Origin of the sequence: Mesonia sediminis (assembly GCF_042684705.1) — a bacterium.
Taxonomy (GTDB): Bacteria; Bacteroidota; Bacteroidia; order Flavobacteriales; family Flavobacteriaceae; genus Mesonia; species Mesonia sediminis.
The window spans coordinates 37,700-52,005 of record NZ_JBHULZ010000026.1 but is presented as its reverse complement, the minus strand read 5'-3'; the positions used below and the strand labels follow the sequence as shown (position 1 = coordinate 52,005).

15 protein-coding genes are annotated in these 14,306 nt (G+C 37.6%); 4 read left to right on the top strand and 11 right to left on the bottom strand.

All coding sequences use genetic code 11. The annotated features are described in order from the left end of the window. Window positions 1-7: 7 nt before the first annotated feature. Genes ACFSQ0_RS05900 through ACFSQ0_RS05885 form a run of 4 tightly spaced genes read right to left on the bottom strand, consistent with a single transcriptional unit; the run spans window position 8 to window position 3,783 of the window. On the bottom strand, window positions 8-667 hold the full coding sequence (locus tag ACFSQ0_RS05900; RefSeq protein ID WP_379045531.1) for a YggS family pyridoxal phosphate-dependent enzyme: 660 nt from the start codon (window positions 665-667) through the stop codon (window positions 8-10). A gap of 3 nt (window positions 668-670) precedes the next feature. Next, window positions 671-1,909 carry a DUF1015 domain-containing protein gene (locus ACFSQ0_RS05895; protein WP_379045528.1) on the bottom strand — a complete coding sequence of 413 codons (1,239 nt, stop codon included), beginning with the start codon at window positions 1,907-1,909 and terminating at the stop codon, window positions 671-673. A 6-nt stretch (window positions 1,910-1,915) separates the two neighbouring features. Further along, window positions 1,916-2,803: a 3-hydroxyacyl-CoA dehydrogenase family protein gene (locus tag ACFSQ0_RS05890; RefSeq protein ID WP_379045525.1), complete on the bottom strand. Its 888-nt coding sequence runs from the start codon at window positions 2,801-2,803 to the stop codon at window positions 1,916-1,918. A gap of 11 nt (window positions 2,804-2,814) precedes the next feature. Then, window positions 2,815-3,783, bottom strand: a complete 969-nt coding sequence (locus tag ACFSQ0_RS05885) for a Gfo/Idh/MocA family protein (RefSeq protein WP_379045522.1) — start codon at window positions 3,781-3,783, stop codon at window positions 2,815-2,817. A gap of 242 nt (window positions 3,784-4,025) precedes the next feature. Here ACFSQ0_RS05885 and ACFSQ0_RS05880 point away from each other — a divergent pair, with 242 nt between their 5' ends. Further along, the gene (locus ACFSQ0_RS05880; RefSeq protein ID WP_379045519.1) at window positions 4,026-4,667 is read left to right on the top strand and encodes a protein-L-isoaspartate(D-aspartate) O-methyltransferase; all 642 of its coding nucleotides are present in this window, start codon (window positions 4,026-4,028) and stop codon (window positions 4,665-4,667) included. Here the strand turns inward: ACFSQ0_RS05880 and ACFSQ0_RS05875 are convergent. Next, window positions 4,664-7,138 carry a DUF5686 and carboxypeptidase regulatory-like domain-containing protein gene (locus tag ACFSQ0_RS05875; RefSeq protein ID WP_379045516.1) on the bottom strand — a complete coding sequence of 825 codons (2,475 nt, stop codon included), beginning with the start codon at window positions 7,136-7,138 and terminating at the stop codon, window positions 4,664-4,666. The two genes, ACFSQ0_RS05880 and ACFSQ0_RS05875, sit on opposite strands and share 4 nt — an antisense overlap. 2 nt (window positions 7,139-7,140) lie before the next feature. Then, entirely contained in the window at window positions 7,141-7,602 is a 462-nt protein-coding gene (gene smpB, locus ACFSQ0_RS05870; protein WP_147861024.1) for an SsrA-binding protein SmpB, read from the bottom strand. Between the two features lie 142 nt (window positions 7,603-7,744). On the opposite strand from smpB, the gene ACFSQ0_RS05865 reads away from it, so the two are divergent. Further along, a complete protein-coding gene (locus ACFSQ0_RS05865; RefSeq protein ID WP_379045513.1) occupies window positions 7,745-8,506 on the top strand; it encodes a hypothetical protein in 762 nt (253 codons plus the stop codon). A 4-nt stretch (window positions 8,507-8,510) separates the two neighbouring features. On the opposite strand, the gene ACFSQ0_RS05860 is transcribed toward ACFSQ0_RS05865, so the two are convergent. Beyond that, window positions 8,511-9,632: an esterase-like activity of phytase family protein gene (locus tag ACFSQ0_RS05860; protein WP_379045510.1), complete on the bottom strand. Its 1,122-nt coding sequence runs from the start codon at window positions 9,630-9,632 to the stop codon at window positions 8,511-8,513. 58 nt (window positions 9,633-9,690) lie between these two features. Between ACFSQ0_RS05860 and ACFSQ0_RS05855 the strand changes: the two genes are divergently transcribed. After that, window positions 9,691-9,876, top strand: coding sequence for a CsbD family protein (locus ACFSQ0_RS05855; RefSeq protein WP_379045507.1), 186 nt, complete (start codon window positions 9,691-9,693; stop codon window positions 9,874-9,876). A 79-nt stretch (window positions 9,877-9,955) separates the two neighbouring features. Here ACFSQ0_RS05855 and ACFSQ0_RS05850 read toward each other — a convergent pair whose 3' ends face one another. The 4 genes from ACFSQ0_RS05850 to ACFSQ0_RS05835 all read right to left on the bottom strand — a co-directional run bounded on the left by ACFSQ0_RS05850 (window position 9,956) and on the right by ACFSQ0_RS05835 (window position 13,429). Continuing rightward, complete coding sequence (locus tag ACFSQ0_RS05850; RefSeq protein ID WP_379045504.1) at window positions 9,956-11,035, bottom strand: peptidylprolyl isomerase; 1,080 nt, start codon at window positions 11,033-11,035, stop codon at window positions 9,956-9,958. A 4-nt stretch (window positions 11,036-11,039) separates the two neighbouring features. Next, window positions 11,040-11,609, bottom strand: coding sequence for a gliding motility-associated peptidyl-prolyl isomerase GldI (gene gldI / locus ACFSQ0_RS05845; protein WP_379045501.1), 570 nt, complete (start codon window positions 11,607-11,609; stop codon window positions 11,040-11,042). Further along, window positions 11,602-12,612 carry a DHH family phosphoesterase gene (locus tag ACFSQ0_RS05840; RefSeq protein ID WP_379045498.1) on the bottom strand — a complete coding sequence of 337 codons (1,011 nt, stop codon included), beginning with the start codon at window positions 12,610-12,612 and terminating at the stop codon, window positions 11,602-11,604. Before ACFSQ0_RS05840 ends, gldI begins: the two co-directional genes overlap by 8 nt. A 376-nt stretch (window positions 12,613-12,988) precedes the next feature. Then, complete coding sequence (locus ACFSQ0_RS05835; protein ID WP_379045495.1) at window positions 12,989-13,429, bottom strand: hypothetical protein; 441 nt, start codon at window positions 13,427-13,429, stop codon at window positions 12,989-12,991. A gap of 375 nt (window positions 13,430-13,804) precedes the next feature. Here ACFSQ0_RS05835 and ACFSQ0_RS05830 point away from each other — a divergent pair, with 375 nt between their 5' ends. Continuing rightward, window positions 13,805-14,191 (top strand): hypothetical protein, encoded by a 387-nt coding sequence (locus ACFSQ0_RS05830; RefSeq protein WP_379045493.1) that lies wholly within the window; start codon window positions 13,805-13,807, stop codon window positions 14,189-14,191. Window positions 14,192-14,306 lie beyond the last annotated feature (115 nt).

Sequence of the window (14,306 nt, the reverse complement as noted above, 5' to 3'; positions counted from 1 at the left end):
AGGCGTTTTAATAGTTACGTGCACCGAATATGGCGCTTCCTATTCGCAGCATATTACTTTGATGTTCGAGTGCTATTTTATAATCTCCGCTCATTCCCATAGAAAGTATTTCTAATTCAGGATGTTGTAATTTTAATTGATTAAAGGCTTGAGATAAATATTCGAATTCTTTATGAATTTGCTGGGTATCTTCCGTAAAGGTTGCCATACCCATTAAACCTACAATTTTTACATTTTTCATTTGGGTATATACATCACCCGATAGAATTTCTTTCGCCGTAGCCAGATCCATTCCGTATTTGGTATCTTCCTCGGCAATTTTTATTTGAAGTAAACAATCGATAACACGTTCGTTTTTTTTGGCCTCTTTGTTGATTTCTTTCAGCAATTTCATTTTATGTACCCCGTGAATCAATTGCACATAGGGTGCCATGTATTTGACCTTGTTGGTTTGCACGTGACCAATCATATGCCATTGAATATCTGAAGGCAGATTGGCTTGCTTATCGGTCATTTCTTGAATTTTATTTTCACCAAACACTCGCTGCCCGGCCTCGTAGGCTTGTAAAATTTCTTGCTCGCTTTTGGTTTTAGAAACCGCCACAAGTTGCACGTGTTTTGGCAACTCGCTTAAAACTTGGTTTAAATTTGTCGAAATGTTACTCATAGTTTAATATTCATATATGGTGATACCGCTGCGTAATTTGGGTTCTATGTAGGTCGATTTAGGCGGCATGGTTAAACCTTCATTGGCGATTTGTTTCATTTCAGCAACCGATGCTGGCAGCATACCAAATCCTACTTTAAACTCTCCACGGTCTACTAGTCCTTTGACATACGCCATGCCTTTTTTACCATGGGCGTAGTCCAAACGTTTGTCTGAGCGTGCATCGCCAATACCCAAAATAGGATTTAAAACGGTTTTATATAAGACTTGCGCATCGAGATGAGATAATGCATTTTCGGTTTTATAGTTTAACTTTCGTAAGTGTAGACTATAAAAATCACCGTCAAGGTACATACTAAAAGAATGCTTTTCTTGAGGCTTATAATAGGTATTCTTGCGGTTTTCTATTTTAAAAAAATTATCTAACCGAATGAGAAACTCTTCTTTGCTTAAGCCATTTAAATCTTTTACCAGCCGATTAAATTCTAAAATTTTAAGGTTACTCTCTGGTATGATGTAACTCATAAAAAAATTATAAGGCTCTTTACCGGTATGCTCTTTATTGCTTTTTTTTAATTCTTCGCAAAGTTGATGAGCGCTGGCACTGCGGTGATGACCATCGGCAATATAAAGATGATCCATAGACTTAAAAATCTGAGTGATTTGTTGGCAGGTTTGAGCATCGTCAATCAACCACAAATAATGGGTGTCTCTGTAGGTGGTGGTAAATTCGTATTCTGGACGTATGCTTTTCGCATTATTGATGATCGCAGATAAATCTGAATTATCGGGGTGCGTTAACAAAACTGGCTCTGCATTAAAGCCAACAGTTTGCAAGTATTTTTTAAAATCTTCTTCGCGGTAAGCGATGGTTTCTTCGTGCCTTTTTATTAAATTACTTTTGTAACTATTAAGGCCCGTGGCGGCAACAATACCAGTAAAAACGTGACCGTCTGCATCTTTGCGTTCATAAATATAAAAACAAGGATGCTCATCTTTGATAAAAATATGGTCTTCTCGAAATTCTTGATAGCGATTGCGTACCAATTCATACCGATCTGGTCCCGATACCTCTTTGTGGTATTTATAACCCGGATTCACAATATGTAAAAATGAAAACGGATTGTTGTCTAGCCGAGCTTCCCTTTCGGCCTGTGTATAGTGATGGTAAGGTCGAGATGAAATTAAACCAACTTTGTCACGGGTGGGTCTCACAGCCCGAAAAGGAACAACTTCTGGCATAGTAATTTATTTGAATTGAGCAGCCACAACTTCGGCTTTTTTAGATTCGCTATAGTCGTAAAAACCTTCGCCCGATTTAACGCCTAGTTTTCCAGCTTGTACCATATTCACCAATAATGGGCAAGGAGCATATTTCGGATTTTTAAATCCGTCGTACATTACTTCTAAAATACTCAAACAAACGTCTAAACCAATAAAATCGGCTAATTGTAGTGGCCCCATAGGATGTGCCATACCCAATTTCATCACGGTGTCTATTTCTTTAACGCCGCCCACTTGATTATAAAGTGTTTCAATGGCTTCATTAAGCATAGGCATCAAGATACGATTGGCTACAAAACCAGGATAATCATTTACTTCTGTTGGTGTTTTTTTTAAGGCTACCGATAAATCCATTATTTTTTGAGTTACTTCCTGCGAAGTACTATAACCTTTAATAATTTCAACCAACTTCATAATGGGTACAGGATTCATAAAGTGCATCCCGATTACCTGCTCAGGTCGTCTAGTTACCGATGCAATTTTTGTAATTGAAATTGAACTGGTATTGGATGCCAAAATAGTTTCTTTAGCGCAAAACTCATCCAATTGCTTGAATATTTTTAATTTTAAGTCTTCGTTTTCGGTGGCAGCTTCAACCACTAAGTCAACTTGCTGCACTCCCTCTTTTAAATCGGTAAAAGTGGTGATATTGGCTAAAGTCTGATCTTTATCTTGCTCGCTAATTTTTTCCTTAGCAAGCATACGATCTAGATTTTTTGTAATGGTAGCCATTCCTCGATCTAAATTCTCTTGAGCTATATCAATTAAATGTACTTTGTAATTAAACTGAGCAAAAGTATGGGCAATTCCGTTACCCATTGTACCGGCTCCTATTACGGCAATATTCTTCATAATTCTAATTTTTATTTTTTTGAAAAACTATTTATTATTTGTTTGGCTACGCGTAAGGCACGTGCACCTTGTTCTAAAGTTACCTTCGGAGTGAGATCTTGGGTAATCGCCTCAGCAAAGGTTTCCAATTCTTCCAAAATAGCATTGTTTTCATCTACATCTGGATTGTCAAAATAGATTTGCTTTTTAACTCCTTCTGCGTTTTGCAAAATCATATCAAATTCTCCTGGTTGCTGGGGAGCATCTTTCATTCTAACTACCTCACATTTCTTTTCTAGAAAATCTACAGAGATATAAGCATCGCGTTGAAAGAAGCGCGCTTTGCGCATTTGCTTAAGTGAAATACGACTTGCGGTTAAATTGGCTACACAACCGTTTTCAAATTCTATACGGGCATTGCAAATATCTGGTGTTTCACTAATTACCGAAACACCACTAGCATTAATATTCTTTACAGGAGAGGGTACCACGCTCAAAACAGCATCGATATCGTGAATCATTAAATCTAAAACTACGGGAACATCGGTACCACGCGGATTAAATTCTGCCAATCGATGGGCTTCGATAAACATGGGTTGGTCAATTTTGTCTTGTACTGCTTTAAAGGCTGGATTAAACCGCTCTACGTGGCCTACCTGGCCCTTAACCTTATGTTCTGCTGCCAATGCTACCAATTCATCTGCTTCTTCAACAGTATGAGTAATTGGTTTTTCTATAAAGAAATGCTTGTTTAATAGCACTGCTTTTTTAGCAATATCATAATGTGAAAGGGTAGGGGTTACAATATCGATTACAGCCACATCCTGCAAAAGATCGTCAATCTCTTCATACAAAGTATACCCAAATTCATCGGCTACTTTTTGAGCATACTCCCGATTGCTATCGTAAAATCCTACAAGCTCATATTTTTTGGATTGGTTGAGTAAGCGCAAATGTATTTTACCTAGATGGCCTGCGCCTATAACTCCTATTTTTAGCATATATCGTGGTTTTGCACAAAAATACTATTTCTTTTAGAGAAGTGGCATCAATTTTTTTTAGATTTTCATCTCTTTCGTCAGTCGCGTCCATTGTTATTGGCTATTTTACCGATTTTAGCGTATTTTTAGTTATTTGGTTATAAATACCCTACGGCCTACGCGTATAAATGCGGTGTATTTCTTTGTGTAAATCAGCTGAAATTCCTTAAAAATTAGCTAATTTTAGCAAAAATTTCAAGGCGTTGAAAGATACATTCAGACATCAAGGTAAGCGACAACATTTGGTTGAAATTCTCAAAGAAAAAGGAATTGCAGACCAACGTGTATTAACGGCGATTGGCAAAATACCCCGTCATTTGTTTATGGATAGTAGTTTTGAAGATCACGCCTACCAAGATAAAGCTTTTCCTATTGCGGCAGATCAAACTATTTCGCAACCCTACACCGTAGCTTTTCAAACGGAGTTGTTAGCGGTGGAGCCTGGACATCAAGTTTTAGAAATTGGTACAGGAAGCGGCTATCAAACGGCTGTGCTTTGTGAACTGGGGGCAAGGGTTTATAGCATCGAACGCCAACAAGAATTATTTAAAAAGACTAAACTCTTTTTGCAAAAACTGGGCTACCGCCCGAAATACCTTAGTTTTGGCGACGGTTATAAAGGCCTACCGCTATATGCTCCTTTTGATCGGGCTATTGTAACAGCAGGAGCACCCTATGTTCCTAAGCCATTGTTGGCCCAATTAAAAATAGGAGGAAAATTGGTTATTCCCGTAGGCGATGACCCGCAAATTATGACGCTCTTTACCCGAAAATCGGCAACCGAGTTTGAGCGCGAAGAGTTTGGTGAATTCAGATTTGTACCGCTGTTAGAAGATAAAAATTAAAGCGAGAGTCCCACAAATACGCCAAAATCATTTTGATTACCTGATTGCAGGTTCTTTACAAAATCAAGGCGTAAAATTCTGTATTTACCCCAACCTAAATTGTCTAGGCCTAAGCCAACTTCTATAAAAGGGGTATGTTCTTGGGTGTACAAAGCTTTTCCAGTAGCAACTAAATTTAAATTTAGTGCTCTTATGCCCGGAATTTTCCCTAAAATCCAACCCTTGAAATTATGTTGTAAATGCACCTCGGCAAATGTATTGGTTGTGCTATGACTATACAAATCAAGTAAATAAAATCGGTCTAAACCTGGTTTTAAGCGTATTTGGGTAGGTGTGCTATCAAAATGTTGGTAATCGATAAAACTAGTTTTGTCTTTGCCGATAAAAAATCCGCCTCGAGCAAAATAAGAGAAAGTCCCCCTTTGATTCCAATTTAGGTTTTGATTAGTTCTTAAACTGATTTTAGAAAAATTATAGGTATCCAAATCAGTCGCCCAGCCTTGGTTATAATACAAGAAAAATCGAGGGTATTTAGAGGAGCTGACTGCATATTTACCATCGGGGTACAGGTAGTAAGACTGGTCAAAGTCAATCCGCAATCCTACTTCGTACTGCAGCATCTGGTGTGGGGTAAATAAAGCCGACGCTGGTCGATTGTTACTGTCAAGCGGATTGTTGGGCGTGTAAAATTGTGAGCTTGATTTAAAAAAGCCATGATGAGCTCTATTTTTAAGTACATCCCTTTTGTTGAAGCTTAAAGCGGAATAAAATCGGAGTCCGTTTGCCAATTCATTCGAATAGCTTATACGCGCAAATTGATTTGCATAGAGCTTGAGGTAATTTTTTTGGAAACCGATTAAAGCCAAATCGTATAAATGTAAAGGGGTACTCGACTTATTATTTATTTCTTTTGCTTCAGATCCAAGACTGATACTTAAAAACGGCTTGCTAAAGTTATTAAACTTTTGGGTGTAGGTGAAGCTACCTCGCCAAGTTTTATCAGAAAAGCCGTATTGCGGAGTGGCTGCAAAACTATAGAAAGTGTTTTTTTGGGGCTCGGTTTTTACAAAACGCAGCGGTAAGCTTAAATTGTAGCCTTGCACCATGTTAAAGTGCAAGTTTTTTAAGGGAGCCTCTATCTGCCAACGCTGGTTTTGATAGCTTTGCTTGTAGGTGTATCCACTTATTAAATTACTAACTTTAAAGCGATTATTTATAGCGTCGACAGAATCTTGGTAGCGTTTTCTGTTTTGTAGGTTAGCTAATTGTTGTTTTTTTAAATAATCCTGTTGTTCTTCATCGGTTAAGGGTATAGGACGTTGGCCTTGCCAAAACATACTGTCTTTGTCATTGGCTTTTGTGGCAAAAGCCAAAATTTCTCTTCCGAAGCTTGCTGAGGTAAACTGCGGATTAAAATCATAGTTCGTGTACACCGCAGAAAAACGACCATCGCCAGAGACACCTAAGATCGACCAGCTAAAATCTATGGTTTGTGTTTGCTTCACCCATCGCTGATCTAAGGCATTAAAACTGAAATTTTGTTTAAAGTGTATGGTTTCAATAGCTTCAAATTGTATCGCCTCACCGGTGGTCTGCAAATCAATTCCGTAAAGTTGCCAAGTATCATCTACAATATAAACAAATCCCGAAAACACACGTCCTTTAGGGTTTTTAGGCTGTACTTGTATTTTATAAATTAAGTGATTCTGTTCGTCATAAAATAGGTCGGCTAATTGATAGTCGTAGTGATTCAACGCATAGTCAGCTATGGGGGAGATCAAATTTTGCCGCAGATCAATATTGTTTTTATAAAAATTGAATTCGGCTTCTTGAGCGCTGTTAAAACTAAATCCGTTGTCATCGCCACTAAGTTTTGAGGCGATTATTTTTTCGTGGAAATTATCGGGAGCTTGGAATTTAATTTGAGATACGGTTTCAGATAAATAGGCAATACCGCTACCGGTAGAATCTAGCTTGGAGCGTAAATCAGATAAATCGTTACCCAAAATTTTTTCGGGAGCATTTTGAATTTTCCAGATTCCTTTAGAGTAGAAATTGGCCGTGTATGCCTTGGTTAGATTAAGGTTTTTTTCTCGGTTCGCAATGGCTTTTTTAATGAGAATAAGCCCTTTATTTTGCTGGTTGTTCAGCACTATTTGGTCAAGTGAGGTAGGCTCTTCTTCTAAGACAATAGTACCGCAATCATGCTGCGGGGCGTCTATAATAATTTTTCGTTTTAGTGTTTTATAACCCAAATACCGAAAAACTAAAGTTAAGCTGTCTGTATTTACAACGGGTAATTCAAAATAACCCGATTCGTTACTCACGCTACCTTGGTAGGAGTTTTCAATAAAGATGTTAACTTGCGCAAGCTCTTCTTGCTGGGTGTTGATTACCCGACCGGTAATTTGAGCCTGAGTCTGTAAACTACAAGCTAATAAAAAGATTAAACCAAAAAGCTTTTGGCGCATACCTAGGCATTATAAGATTTTTTAATTCGGTCTAATTTACGTTTATTCTCTCGGTCTTTTATGGTTTCACGCTTATCGTGCATTTTTTTACCTTTTGCCAAACCAATTTGCAATTTTGCTAAACCGCGCTCATTAATAAACAAGCGCAGGGGTATAATGGTTAAGCCAGTATTGCTCACCTCTTTATGTAGCTTTCTTAATTCTTTGCGCTGCAGTAACAATTTGCGTTCGCTTTTAGGGTTGTGGTTAAAATGCGAAGCGTGCGAATACTCTTCTATATGCATATTGATGACATACAACTCATTACGGTGAAATTCGCAAAAACTTTCGGCAATACTTGCTTTTCCTTGACGGATAGATTTTATTTCGGTTCCGGCTAAACTGATTCCAGCAATGTATTTATCTATGATTTCATACTGAAATCGCGCCTTTCTATTCTGTATGTTGATGTTGTTTTTACTCATAGTGCTAAAATAAGGTGCTTTTTTAAACTAAGCTGCTTTTTTAAACAAATTTTACCGTTCTAGATGTTGCTGTTTTTCTTTATAATTCACTTAATTTGTTAAAAATAATATAGCTTTACAGCTTAACCAAATAAAACACCTCATGAGACTTACTATTTTAGCGCTTGCCATAGTGCTAGGCCTGACCAGTTGTCAACAATCTATTGAATATAAACCTTTAGAATCAGCCAATGCGGCTAACCGAGAAAAAGCCAATACTATCATTCAACAAACCTTCGCTAAAACAGGGGTAGCTTTGCAGGAATCGGCTGTGATTAAATTTAAACACCAAGGCGAACATTATATGGCGCTGCGCAATTGTGGTATGTTTATGTACCGAAAGCAAAATACTACTGGTAAAGATGCAATTGAAGATGTACTGGATAATCAAGGTTTTGAACGTAAAATAAACAAACATTTAGAAGAATTAACTAGCAATCAGCTTCAAGAAGCTAAGGCGGCATTACAGCAAAGCGTAAATTGGGTGCAATTTCCTTTCGGATATCAAGAGCAAAGTTTTTACCTAATAGGAGAATTACAAACCGATGAAGCTAACTACCATAAAATAGCCATTGAAAATGAGGGGGAGCCTAAGGAAATTTGGTGGGTAAATACCAAAGATCACTTGGTATATTTTGTTGCCCGAGCTAACGGAGATGAATCGGCGCGTTTGCTTAAAATCGACCCTAGTTTTACGCAAGAAGGTGTCCACCTTAATCAGGTTTTCGCTTATACTATACCTAATGCTGTTCCTTTGCATTATGCTGCCGATGAATTTGTTCAAGCTAGCCAAGAATGGAAATTAACCGATAGTTTAAAATTTGAGCAAGCCAGTGTATTATTAACACCTTCTAACTGCGAATAATCGTTTAATGCTTTTTAATTTCAAACCATAATACTTGGTTTATTTGTTCGTCGAAACTATTAAAATTATTGTCCGCTATTAGCAATAAGGTGGGGTTGCCGTTGGGCGATGTGGGACCAAAACACATGCCTTCAAGATTGTCTAACCGTTTAGAAGCTAATGATTTTCTTATCTTCTTTAGATCTAGAATCAGTTTTTTATGTGTTTTGGCTTCTCGGTTCAATTGTTTTAGGTTTTGGTCTGAGTTTAAATCCGTAAACTTATATTCAAAAAGAATTGCGCGATTAGCCTTATTACCACGGCCGGCAGAATAGGCGCGTTCAAGCATAATATAACGGCTTTCGTCAAAGGCCAGCATAGCGGTTAGCCCATTAATAGCAAAAGGTTTTAGCGGCCATGTGCGTATGCGCTCTAGCGGATAAAAATATTCTTTTTGGTAATTCTCGGCCGCTAAATCATAGCGCAAAACACTTACCAGGGCAGGAGTGTCGTAAAGCTTCGGTTTTCCCCAGGGGCTGGCTGGTAATTCTAAGGCTGCAAAAAACTGGGATTGGTCGGGGGTAAAGCACAAACTTTCCCAAACGCCATTATGATGTGCTTGGTTGCCTTTATTTACATCGATATAATCGGGTAGGGAATAGGTTTTTTGTATTTTTCCTTGCTCGTCAATTTGATAGATACCCGATTGTTTTTTGTTTTGGATAGAACCCTCACTCGAAACGAGAAATCCAAGTTGATTGGGATGTGCTAATACCGATTCTAAATCAAACCACAGGTCTGTATTATCGGTATTTATCTTTATCGCTTCTATAAAGTTAATTTGTTTAATTTTATCGGCATCAAATTCGATTGTCGTTTTATAAATACGCGGATTGCTAGGTACATCAACTACCCAGTAAAAGTATCCGTCACGATAGTCTATACCCGATAATCCGCCAATTGGCTCAGCATTAAATTTTGCGTCTTTAGCGATGATGTACTCATCTAATAACTCAAGTTCTATTTTGCTTCGCGGATAGGATTTTAGACTAGAGCAGCTATTGAGGTAAATCATTGCCACAACGACTAAGCAAATTCTATAAAAAGTCTTAAATAACATAGTATTAGGATAAAGATAAGATTTCATTAATAACTTAAAACTGCAAATAACTGTACTTTTAAATAAATTAAAAAACTTAAATATTATGAACGAGCAAGAATTAGAAGGAAAGTGGAAACAAGTAAAAGGAAAATTCAAACAAAAATATGGTGAAATTACCGATGAAGATACCACATATTCTGAAGGTAAATTTGATGAGATGTTAGGTAAACTAGAGGAAAAAACAGGAAAAACCAAAGCAGAACTTAAAGAAGAAATCAATAAATTATAGATTGAGCTAGGAGCGTTTAAACGAAATAAAAAAGGTAGCATTTAAAATGCTACCTTTTTTAATGCTTATATTTTTTGTATTAGTTGATTTCAACCAATTCTACATCAAAAATTAATATAGAATTAGGAGGAATGGGGCCTATACCACGCTCACCGTACCCTAAGTAAGGTGGAATCATTAATTTAGCTTGATCGCCTTCGTTCAAAAGCATAATCCCTTCGTCCCAACCAGGAATAACTTTACCTGTTCCTACTGGAAATTCGATAGGCTGATTACGGTCGTACGAAGAATCAAATTTGGTGCCGTCTGTTAGCATTCCGGTATAGTGAACTTTTACCATTTGACCCGCCTTTGGTTTTTTGGTACCATTTCCTTTTTTAATGATTTTATACCATAATCCGCTATCGGTTTTTTCATAACCATCGGCCATACTATTCAACTCCTCATCGATTTTCTTTTTCATTTCGGCCTTACGCTCTTCAGCTTTAGCGGCTTCAATTTTTTGTTGCTCGATTACGTCTTTCATAGCGCTATCAAATTTTTCTACAGCATCAAAAGACTTGGCAGCTTTTCCTTTTCTTATGATATTAACTTCTTGAATAATCACAGGATTTACTGGCTTATCTCCTGGCTTAGTGGTCTCTACTTTTCCTATGCTATCAACCACTTCTTGCCCCAATACAATCTCTCCAAAAACACTGTGTCGGTTATCTAAATGTGGGGTTTCTTTTAAGGTAATAAAAAACTGACTTCCATTGGTGCCAGGTCCGGCGTTAGCCATAGAGAGTATACCTTTTTTACTGTGCTTTAAAGATTCGTCGAACTCATCGGGAAACTTATAACCTGGTCCGCCAGCTCCGGTACCTTCGGGATCACCGCCTTGAATCATAAAGTTATCAATAATACGATGAAATTTTAACCCATTGTAGAACTTCTTGTTGGCATAACTAGTGTCTACCTGTGGGTGCGTACCTTCGGCCAAAGCCACAAAATTAGCCACGGTAAGTGGTGTCTTTTCAAAATGCAGCTGACTTACAAAAGTTCCTTTGTTGGTAACAAATTCGGCATAAAGCCCATCGTTTAAGTCGGGATATTTCTCATTGCAAGCATACAGGCTTAGCGCTACAAATAAGCATAAAAATGCACTTTTTAATTTCATAAATTTAGTCATTTAATTGTTTTTCTTTATTTAATTCAATTGAGTTTAAGGTTATGGTAGACCGAATAGGGAGATTTCTTCCTATTTTCTGGTTATCACCATAATAGCCAAAAGCCTTATGTGAAGGAAAATAAAAAGTAAGGGTCTCGCCAGGTTTCATCATTTTTAAAGCTTGGCGTAAGCCAATAAAAACGCTTTCTTGGTCTATGGCATACTCGCGTGTGCCTAATTCTTCTCTAGTATATATGGGCTGCCCTATTAAGGTGCTAATGTCATAATCAAAGTTTACCAAATCGCCAAATTGAGGAGTGAGGGTGTCTTTACCGATTTTGGTATCGTAGCGGTACCAGAAACCGTTGGGCGAAGCGTGGTAGGTATTGATTGTATCCTGCTTAATAATCGAATCGATTAAAGCTTCTTCGTAGGCTACTAATTTTTTGTTGCGCGCAACCGATTCCCGAATAAAAGAACCGGATTGTTGACTCACTGGACGTCTAGCTTCTGGAGTTTTGCAACTAAAAAGCAATAATCCTATGCAAAAAGACTGTAAAAAAATACGGTATATATTATTCATGGGTTAGTTGGGGTAACAATTGTTCAAACTTTTCTAAGGTTGCGCTAAGTGATAAATCACTTTTTCCTCCGGCTGCATTGATGTGTCCACCACCTTGAAAATGTTTTCTTGCAATTTGGTTAACGTCAAAATCTCCTTTAGAACGCAAAGAGATTTTTACGATGTTTTCTTCTTTGTTTTCAATGAAAATAGCAGCAAATATGATTCCTTTAATCGCCAGGCCATAATTTACAAAACCTTCTGTATCTCCCTTTTTAAAATTGTTTTGGTCTAACTCTTCCTGAGACAGGCTTATATAAGCCGTTTTGTAGGCCGGTAAGATTTTCATATTGCTTAAGGCTACTCCCAGTAATTGCATACGGTTGCTACTGCTACTGTCATAAATGGCATTGTGTATGGCCGTATTATTCGCACCAGCATCAATCAGTCGTGCTATAATTTTATGGGTTCGGCTACTGGTTGAAGAAAAACGAAAAGAGCCTGTATCGGTCATAATGCCCGTATACAAACAAGTAGCCATATCTTCGGTAATCAAATGCGTATCGCCTAAAAATTCCAAGAAATTGAAAACCATCTCACAAGTAGAGGAGCAGTTTACATCAGAATAGGTAAAACGGGCGTAATCTGCCGGTGCTTGGTGATGATCAATCATCACAAAAGTAGTTTCTAAACCAGCTAAGACCTGCTGCATAGCCTCACCCGTCCGACTAAAATCGTTAAAATCTAAAGTAAACACCATAGAGGACTCTTGTAGACATTGAGTAGCTTTTTGCTTTTGCTCGCAAAAGAAAATAATCTCTTCTTGATGCGGTAACCAGCTCAAGAATTCGGGGTAGGGGTTAGGTGCGATTAAATGCACGCTGTGCCCTAGCTGTTCTAAATATAATTTCAAGGCTAGTGTAGACCCTAAGGCATCTCCGTCTGGATTCCTGTGCGGAATGATGCTAATGCTTTGGGGTTGAGCCAAAAGCGATTTTATTTCACTGATTTGTTCTGCTGTCATAGGGGATAAAGATACAATTTCTGTAGATTTAGAAAACCTAAGTTTTGTATTTTCTTTTAAAGCCTAGACTTGTGCTAAGAAGAGGTTGTTTTTCATGCCTAATTCTATAAGTAAGTTCTGCGTGTGCTCGGCTACTCTAATCAAATCCGCTTTAAAGCTATACTAAACAATAAAGCTTTTAACTAAAGGCTATGGGTTTTTGTGACTTGTTCAAAATTGTAATGAGGTGAATTTTTTCTCTTTATGGAAAGGTTGTCGTTCAATTTTATTGCGTTCTGCCTTTATTTTATTGCTGAAATCAAATCGGTTTAACCGAAAAGGAAATGCTTAAAATTTATTAGCTAGCTTCAAGTAAATTGGAAATGGATCTAAAAATTTAGGCAATCCATTTTTTTTGAATCGCTCGTTGGGCGATATAAATACAAAATACGCCAATGACCAAAACCATTACAGGCATAATTGCGGCACCCGGACCGTAAACCTCGGTAGCTTTAGCAATGAAAAGGCTGTGAGTCATCTGTACCACGATACCCACCAAAGATAAAATGAACAGCGTTTTAGCCCATTTATTTTTTAAAAGCAGTAATAAACTACCTAAAAATCCGCCACCAACTGCCATGGCGAAGGCAATTAGTGCCCAAGTGGGATAATTAGCGTACAATGCTTGTTGATCTTCGGGGAGTAGCGCAACCTCCTCTGTACCCATACTTATTTGATTGATAAATGCGAGTACTCCCATCAAATTCCATACTAATAGAAATACGGCCAAGGCTATAAACCATTTAGGGGCTTTTTGTTTGGTGGTGCTTGGGTTCATAAGTTTGGTTTTTAAGTTGAAAGTTTTTTTTTATTCGCTTTTGCGGAAGTAAGGTTCACCTGCGCATCTTTAACAAAGTTAATTCTTTTTTAATTATAATCCATTTAAGGCCGCCGAGGCATTCAATATTAAGTGCTACTCGTAAGTTTTTCGGCCAACTCAGCTTATTCTTTCACCTACTCGAAAAATTTTCTGATAAACTCGTACAATTTGTAGGCAAACCCGTAGCTTTTGTCGCTGCATTATGGGTATTAAGGGCTATCTTGCTCTATGTTTTTATAGACCTTTAAGAGGAATTAAAGCGATGAAAAAACTGACCATTATCCTTAAAAAATCAGATGACAACCGGTATGAACCATTTTAACCCAGTAAGCTATGCCTATCAATCCTAATTCGCTCATCTTGTCAACTTTTCTCTGCCTTGAGCTAAGCTCAATTCTTATTGCCATGAACCTGATGGAATTAATCAATTTTTTGAAACAACATTACGTTTTAAGCCTAGCTTTTATTCGTCTGCAGACTTGTATCGATGGTTTTATGCACAATGCGTTTGGCCCAAAGACGCATAATAGCAGTCCGCAAAAGCATGCTTTAATTTTACTTATGCAATGGGAAATCAAGTTCTCTTTTTTATTTAATAGAAAACATAAGCGATTTGGTAGTTTGATAAGAGGGAGCCAGTTGACTCTATACCCCATCTTAAACCCCACAATTTCAAATTATTTTTATTTTTCAAAACTACCCGTTCTAAAAAGCGACTGAAGCTAGTTAATTTTCTTATTGGTTTGGCTTAAGCCTCTCGTTTAGCGAGAGGCTTTTTTGGCTTCAAAAAGCCGAAAATCATGCCCATGATTTAGAAAAACCATGCCTATGTTTC